Source organism: Kitasatospora sp. NPDC004614, assembly GCF_042873675.1.
Lineage (GTDB): Bacteria > Actinomycetota > Actinomycetes > Streptomycetales > Streptomycetaceae > Kitasatospora.
Map to the genome: position 1 here is coordinate 168,697 of NZ_JBIALR010000016.1, position 7,382 is coordinate 176,078.

The following is a 7,382-nucleotide window of genomic DNA, read 5'->3' on the forward strand; positions in this document are numbered from 1 at the left end:
CCGCGAACTGCGCGCCACCACCGACCGCGAGACCACCGAACTCCGCGCCGACGCCGAACAGGACGCCGCCCAGCTCCGCGCCGTCGCCGAACGCGAGACCGCCGAACTCCGGGCGAGTGCCGAACGCACCGCCGAGGAGCTGCGGGCGCAGGCCGAGGCGCAGGCCGCCGAGCTGGTCGCGCAGGCCGAGCAGGAGGCCGCCGAGGTCCGGCAGTCGGTGGCGGGCATGCACGAGGCCGCGACCAAGCAGATCACCGAGAAGCGGGCCGCCGCCGAGCAGGAGGTCGCCGAACTCCGCGCCGTCGCCGAGCGCGAGACCACCGAGCTGCGTGCCCTCACCGACCTCGAGACCACCGAGCTCCGCGAGACCGCCGCGCGCGACGTGGCCGAGCTCCGTGCCGTCGCGGAGCAGGAGACGTCCGAGCTGCGCGTGACCGCCGACCGCGAGGTGGCCGAACTCCGCGCCGTCGCCGACCGCGAGACCACCGAACTCCGCGAAGCCGCAGTCGCGTTCGACCAGGAGCTGCGCGAGAGCGCCGCCGCCTACGACCGCGAACTGCGCGCCACCGCCGAGCGAAACGTCGCCGAACTCCGCGCCGCCGCCGAGCAGGAGGTGGCCGAACTCCGCGCCGTCGCCGAGCGCGAGACCGCCGAACTGCGTGCCCTCACCGACCTCGAGACCACCGAGCTCCGCGAGGCCACCGCGCAGAAGATCGCCGAGCTGCGCGCCACCACCGACCGCGAGATCGCCGAACTGAGCACCTCGGCGGCCGAGTTCGCCGAGCAGCAGCGGGCCGCCGCGGAGGCCGCGGCCCAGCGCACCCTCGCCGAGGCGGACGAGCTGGCGGCCGCGGCCCTGATGGACGCCGAGGAGCGGGCGACGGCGACGCGCACGGAGGCCGAGGAGTACGCGCTGGCGACCCGCACCCTGGCGGAGGAGTTCGACGCGGACATCCGGGCCCGCGCGGAGGCCTTCGACGCGGAGCTGCGCAAGTCCGCGGAGTCGTACGACAAGTCGACCCGCGATCAGGCCAGGTCGGTACTGAAGAAGGCGTTCACGGACGCCGAGCAGCTCGCCGAGCAGGCCCAGGCGGAGGCGCTGGCGGCGGCCGCGGCGGCCGAGGAGCAGGCCGACGCGCTGGTCACGGCGGCCCGCAAGGAGGCCGAGCGGCTGGTCGCGACCGCCGAGGCGCAGGGCCGGGCCGAGGTCGAGAAGGCCCGTTCGGACGCGGACGCGATGCTGAAGGAGGCCCGCCGGGACTCCACCGCGATCCGGAACCGGGCGGAGGAGCTGCGCGAGCGCACCGATTCCGAGATCGAGGCGCTGCACGAGCGGGCCCGCAAGGAGAACGCGCAGGCGATGAAGTCCGCCGGCGAGCGGGTGGACGCGCTGGTGACGGCGGCCCAGGAGCAGCTGACCGAGGCCGAGGAGCAGGCGCAGGCCCAGGTCGCGGAGGCCGAGGAGCGGGCGGCGGAGCTGATCGCCGCGGCCGAGACGCGGGCGTCCGACCTGACGTCGGAGGCGTCGGCGGAGGCCGGCCGGGTGCGGATCTCGGCGGTGCGCAAGGCCGAGGGTCTGCTGAAGGAAGCGGAGAACAAGCTCGCCGACTCCACCACCCGGGCCGAGGCGCTGATCATCAAGGCCGAGGCCAAGCTGAAGGCCGCCGAGATGGAGTCCGAGGAGAAGCTGGAGGCGGCTGCCGACGCGGCCGCGTCCCGGCTCAAGCGCGCCGACGACGAGTCGGAGAAGCGGCTCCGGCGGGCCGGCTCGGATGCCGAGGAGCAGCTGCGGCTTGCCGCCGAGGAGGCGGAGCGGCTGCTCGCCGAGGCAAAGGCCGAGGCGAAGCGCGTGACCGACGAGGGCCAGCGGGAGTTGGACGAGTTGGTGCGCCGCCGGAAGGACATCAACACCGAGATCTCTCGGGTCCAGGACGTGCTGTCGGCGTTGGAGGCGTTCGAGGCGCCCGCGCCGGTGGTCCACAGCAACGGGGGCAACAAGAAGGACGGAGGACCCAAGGCCGGTGCCGGGGTGGGCTCTCCGCGATCGGGAGGCAATCGCTCCGGGGGCGCGCCACCCGATTGAGCGGACATTGTCCGCGAACCAACGGCGTTTCGTCGTTGACACTCCGGTACCGTGTCAGGATTCCCTCAACCATCTCAGCGGTTTGACGACAGGAAGCCCAGAAATCCCATGAGCGACAGTCACTCCCCGCACGGCTTCGACCTGGTACGCCGTGGGTACGAGCGCGCCCAGGTCGACGAGCGGATCGCCAAGCTGGTGGCCGACCGAGACAGCGCGCTTTCCCGGATCAGCGCGCTGGAGAAGCGCATCGAGGAACTCCACCTGGAGACCCAGACCGCGCAGGCCGCGGTCACCGAGGCGGAGCCCTCCTACGCCGGTCTCGGCGCCCGCGTCGAGAAGATCCTCCGTCTCGCCGAGGAGGAGGCGAAGGACCTGCGCGACGAGGCGCACCGCGCCGCCGAGCAGCACCGCGAGCTGGCCGAGGCCGCGGCGCAGCAGGTCCGCACCGAGGCCGAGAACTACGCCAAGGACCGCAAGGCCAAGGCGGAGGACGAGGGCCTGCGCATCGTCGACAAGGCGAAGTCGGACGCGGCGCAGCTGCGCGCCGAGGCCAACAAGGACGCGCAGAACAAGCGCGAGGAGGCGGACGCCCTCTTCGAGGAGACCCGCACCAAGGCCGCGCAGGCCGCCCTGGAGTTCGAGACCAACCTGGCCAAGCGCCGGGAGCAGTCCGAGCGCGACCTGGCGGCCCGTCAGGCCAAGGCGGAGAAGCGCCTCGCCGAGATCGAGCACCGCGCCGAGCAGCTCCGCCTGGAGGCGGAGAAGCTGCGCACCGACGCCGAGCGCCGCTCCCGTCAGACCATCGAGACGGCGCAGCGCCAGGCCGAGGACATCGTGGCCGACGCCAACGCGAAGGCCGACCGGGTCCGCAGCGAGTCGGAGCGCGAGCTGGCGGCGCTCACCAACCGCCGCGACTCGATCAACGCGCAGCTGACCAACGTCCGCGAGATGCTGGCCACCCTGACCGGTGCGGCGGTCGCCGCGGCCACGATGCCGAACGACGACTCGCTGGGCGTTCCGGCGCAGCAGTCGCGCTGACGGCGGCCCCGCGAGGGGCAGCCCGCTGAGAACAGTCGCAAAGGGCCCGGAGGAGGTTGCCTCCTCCTCCGGGCCCTTTCGGCGTGTCAGGAGCCGTGCAGCTTGAGGCGCTTGAGGAAGGAGCGGACGGCGGCGTTGAAGGTCTCGGGGGCCTCCAGCGAGGACAGGTGGCCGACCGCTGGAATGACCGTCAGTTCGGCGTCGTGCAGGGCGTCCGCCATCATCCGGGCCTCGGCGAGCGGGGTGACGGTGTCGAGTTCGCCGACGATGACGGCGGCGGGCACCTCCAGCGCGGCCAGCACCTCCAGCGAGTCGGGGCGGGCGGCCATCGCGCGCTGCGCCCAGGCGATCGCGGCCGGGTCGGCCTCGGCGATCATCTGCCGGACGGCGTCGGTGAGTTCGGGGTCGGTGCCGGGGGCGAGCAGGTTCTCCGCGGTGTTCTCCTCGTTCAGCAGGTCGACGCTGCCGCGTTCGAGGACGGTGGTGGCGATGCGTTCGCGGTTGGCGCGGGCGGCGTCGGTGTCGGGGGTGGCCTTGGTGTCGGCGAGGATCAGGCCGGCCAGCCGTTCGGGGTGGCGGCGGGCGAAGGCCATCGCCACGTAGCCGCCCATGGACAGGCCGCCGAGCACGGCCTGTTCGATGCCGAGTTCGTCCAGCAGGTGCGCCAGGTCGTCGGCGGCGGTGTCCAGCGACGGCGGTTCCTCGCCGAGCGGGGCGGTGCCGAAGCCGCGCTGGTCCGGCGCGACCACCCACGCATCGTCCCCGGCCGGGCCGGGTACGCGTTCCAGTTGTCCTTCCCACATGCGCGCGGAGAGCGGGAAGGCGTGCAGTAGGACGAGCGGGGTGCCGGTGCCGTTCGCGCGAACGACCGGCGCGCTGGGGGAGGTCATGGCTCCACCGTAGGCCCCGGGCGCCGCGCCCCGGACGACGATCGCCCGATTAATCCACTTCTGCCCTACCCTGGCCCCAGACCAAGGAGTGGCACATGATCGAGTTGCACCACCTGACGAAGCGTTATGGCGACAAGTTGGCCGTGGACGATCTGAGCTTCCGGATCCCGGAGGGCGTGGTCACCGGATTCCTCGGCCCGAACGGCGCCGGCAAGTCCACCACGATGCGGATGATCCTCGACCTGGACCGGCCCACCGCCGGCGAAGTCACCATCGACGGCCGCAGTTACGCCTCCGTCCAGAACCCGCTGCGCGAGATCGGCGCGCTGCTCGAGGCGAAGGGCGCGCACCCCGGGCGGACCGCCTACAACCACCTGCTGTGGATGGCGCAGTCGAACCGGATCCCGCGCGAACGCGTGGACCAGGTGCTCGAACTGGTCGGCCTGACCGCCGTCGCGAAGAAGCGCGCCCGGGGGTTCTCGCTGGGCATGGGCCAGCGCCTGGGCATCGCCTCGGCGCTGCTCGGCGACCCGAAGATCCTGATGTTCGACGAGCCGGTGAACGGGCTCGACCCCGAGGGCATCGTGTGGATCCGCCGGCTGATGAAGTCGCTGGCCGCCGAGGGCCGCACGGTGTTCGTCTCCTCGCACCTGATGAGCGAGATGGCGCTGACCGCCGACCACCTGGTGGTGATCGGCCGCGGCCGGCTGCTCGCGGACCTGCCGATGGCCGAGTTCATCAAGCGGAACTCTCGCTCCTCGGTGCGCCTGCGCACCCCGCAGCCGGAGCAGCTGCTGGACGCGCTGCGCGGCGCCGGCCTGACCGCCGAGCCGGGCCCGGACGGGGCCTGGGAGGTGGTCGACGGCGACCCGGTGTTCCTCGGCGACCTGGCCGCCGCGCACGGCGTCACGCTGCACGAGCTGAGCCCCCAACAGGCCTCGCTGGAAGAGGCGTTCATGCAGATGACCGCGGACTCCGTGGAGTACCGCACCGACGTCCCAGAGGCCGGCACCACCCCGCCCCCGCCGCAGCAACAGCAGCCCGCGTGGGGCGCCGACTGGGATGCCCGCCGGGCCGGAAAGGAGAGTTGAGATGGCCGCGTTCCCCGCCGTCCTGCAGTCCGAGTGGACCAAGGTCCGCACCATCCGCTCCACCGTGTGGACGCTGGTCGCCACGTTCCTGGTGGTGGTCGTGATGGGCTTCGTGATCTCGCTGCTCACCCGACTGAACTTCGTCCAGTTCACCGAACACAACCGGAACCCGTTCGACCCGACGACCACCTCGCTCGCCGGGATCACGCTCGGCGCGCTGGCGATCGTGGTGTTCGGCGTATTGGCGGTCGGCAACGAGTACGCCAGCGGCATGATCCGGGTGTCGCTGGCGGCCGTCCCGCAGCGCGGCCCCCTGATGGGGGCGAAGACGGCGGTGCTGGGCGTCCTCGCGCTGCTGGTCTCGCTGGCGACGGTGTTCGCCGCCTTCTTCCTCGGCCAGGCGGCGCTCGGCCAGTACAACACCGATCTCGGCCAACCCGACGTGCTGCGGGCGGTGTTCGGCGCGGCCTGCTACCTGACGCTGCTGTGCCTGTTCTCGATCGGCGTCACCATGATGCTGCGCAACCAGGTGCTGTCGCTGGGCATCCTGGTCCCGTTCCTGCTGCTGGTCTCGCCGATCCTGTCGATCGTCCCCAAGGTGGAGAACGTGGCCCGCTACTTCCCGGACCGCGCGGGCTCGGCGGCCTTCCAGGTCCACCAGACCTCCGACCACCCGTACGGCCCGTGGACGGGCCTGGCGATCTCCGCGGCCTGGGCGGCGGCCGCCCTGCTCGGCGGCTACCTGGTGCTGAAGCGGCGCGACGCCTGACCCGCCGTCAGTACCTCGGAGCGCCGCGGCCCCGCAACAGGTTGGAGCCGCGGCGCTCCCGCGCTCCCCAGCACGCCCGGTGCCAGTGCCGCCGGTCGTCCACCCCACTGCCGTGATCCGGCCACGCCACCACGTGCCCGACGCCCGGCGGAATCTCCTGATCGCACCCCGGGCACCGGTAGAACCGCCCCGCCGTCCCGGCCACGGTCTGCACGATCCAGTCCTCGCCCCGGTACGACTCCACCCGCCGCAGCCCACCGCCCATCGGCGCGGCGCTCTCGCGGTCCTCGGACTTCTGGATCCGGTTGCGGCGCGGTGACACGTGACTACCCCTCGTTCCGGCGCGTTGTCCCTCAAGGGTACGGGCCACCGCGCCGGCAGTGGGCGGACAGGCTCCCATCCGCTGTCTCCCGGGGGTCTCGGCGGCCACACCGGCCCCACTCGCGCCACTAGATGCAATACCGGTGACTTTGTGTGGTTTTGGTCGTTGGGCTGGTTGTGCCAAGGCCTGGACAGGTGAAGTCGTCGGCGGGTGAGCGGTTCTCGGACCGGATCGCGCTGGGAGTGCTGACGCGGGCGTTCCCGCCCGAGCTGGTTGATGAGGTGATTGCCGGGTGCGGCCGGGTCGAGCGGCGTCATCGGCTGTTGCCGGCACGGGTGGTCGTGTACTTCGTCCTGGCGATGTGCCTGTTCTGCGGGCAGGGCTACGAGGAGGTCGCGCGGCTGCTGACCCAGGGCCTGGAGCGGGAGGGCGGGCGAGGGGCTTGGCGGGTGCCGACGACGGCGGCGATCGGTCGGGCCCGGCTGCGGCTGGGTCCGGAGCCGCTGCGGGCCCTGTTCGACCGGGTCTGCCACCCGGTGGCCACGAAGGGGACGGTCGGCGCGTGGTTTCGCGACTGGCGGCTGGTCGCGGTGGACGGCACCACCTTCGACCTGCCGGACACGGCGGCGAACGCGGAGTTCTTCGGCCGGCCCGGCACCTGCCGGGGGCAGGGCAGGAGCGCCTACCCGCAGGCGCGGGTGGCGGCCCTGGTCGAGTGCGGCACCCATGCGGTGTTCGCGGCCGAGGCCGCCCCGCTGGCGGTCCACGAGACCGTGCTGGCCCGGCAGTTGTTCACTTCGCTGTCCGAGGGGATGCTGCTGCTGGCCGACCGGGGCTTTCGCGGGTTCGACCTGTGGCGGGCCGCCACTGGCACCGGTGCGGACCTGTTGTGGCGGGCCAGGAGCGACGCCGTGTTCCCGGTCGTGACCTCACTCGACGACGGCTCCTACCTGTCGGAGATCGTCGCGGCCCGGGACAAGAACCGCCGCGCCGACCCGATCCGGGTCCGCGTCATCGAGTACACCCTGGGCCCGCGCGGCAAGGACGGCACCGTCTACCGGCTGGTCACCAGCATCCTGGACCCCGCAGCCGCACCGGCCGCGGAACTCGCGGCGCTCTACGCCCAGCGATGGGAGATCGAGACCGCACTGGACGAGATCAAGACCCACCAGGGCGGCAGGAACCTCGT

Annotated in this window: 6 protein-coding genes and 1 pseudogene; 5 read left to right on the plus strand and 2 right to left on the minus strand. The window is 72.5% G+C overall.

The annotated features are described in order from the left end of the window. Together ACFYST_RS27985 and ACFYST_RS27990 are read left to right on the plus strand one after the other, a co-directional pair. Positions 1 to 2,083: pseudogene (locus tag ACFYST_RS27985) on the plus strand (hypothetical protein); the annotation flags it as partial. A 108-nt stretch (positions 2,084 to 2,191) separates the two neighbouring features. Further along, a complete protein-coding gene (locus ACFYST_RS27990; RefSeq protein WP_387637230.1) occupies positions 2,192 to 3,121 on the plus strand; it encodes a cellulose-binding protein in 930 nt (309 codons plus the stop codon). Positions 3,122 to 3,207: 86 nt separating this feature from the next. Here ACFYST_RS27990 and ACFYST_RS27995 read toward each other — a convergent pair whose 3' ends face one another. Continuing rightward, entirely contained in the window at positions 3,208 to 4,011 is an 804-nt protein-coding gene (locus ACFYST_RS27995; protein ID WP_387866258.1) for an alpha/beta fold hydrolase, read from the minus strand. A gap of 95 nt (positions 4,012 to 4,106) precedes the next feature. Here ACFYST_RS27995 and ACFYST_RS28000 point away from each other — a divergent pair, with 95 nt between their 5' ends. Continuing rightward, entirely contained in the window at positions 4,107 to 5,102 is a 996-nt protein-coding gene (locus ACFYST_RS28000) for an ABC transporter ATP-binding protein (RefSeq protein ID WP_387866261.1), read from the plus strand. Between the two features lies 1 nt (position 5,103). Continuing rightward, a complete protein-coding gene (locus tag ACFYST_RS28005; RefSeq protein ID WP_387866264.1) occupies positions 5,104 to 5,871 on the plus strand; it encodes an ABC transporter permease in 768 nt (255 codons plus the stop codon). 7 nt (positions 5,872 to 5,878) lie between these two features. On the opposite strand, the gene ACFYST_RS28010 is transcribed toward ACFYST_RS28005, so the two are convergent. Next, positions 5,879 to 6,193, minus strand: a complete 315-nt coding sequence (locus tag ACFYST_RS28010) for an ATP/GTP-binding protein (RefSeq protein ID WP_387637241.1) — start codon at positions 6,191 to 6,193, stop codon at positions 5,879 to 5,881. A 194-nt stretch (positions 6,194 to 6,387) separates the two neighbouring features. Here ACFYST_RS28010 and ACFYST_RS28015 point away from each other — a divergent pair. Continuing rightward, positions 6,388 to 7,382 (plus strand): IS4 family transposase (locus ACFYST_RS28015; protein ID WP_387866266.1); only part of this gene is annotated, 995 nt, incomplete at its 3' end.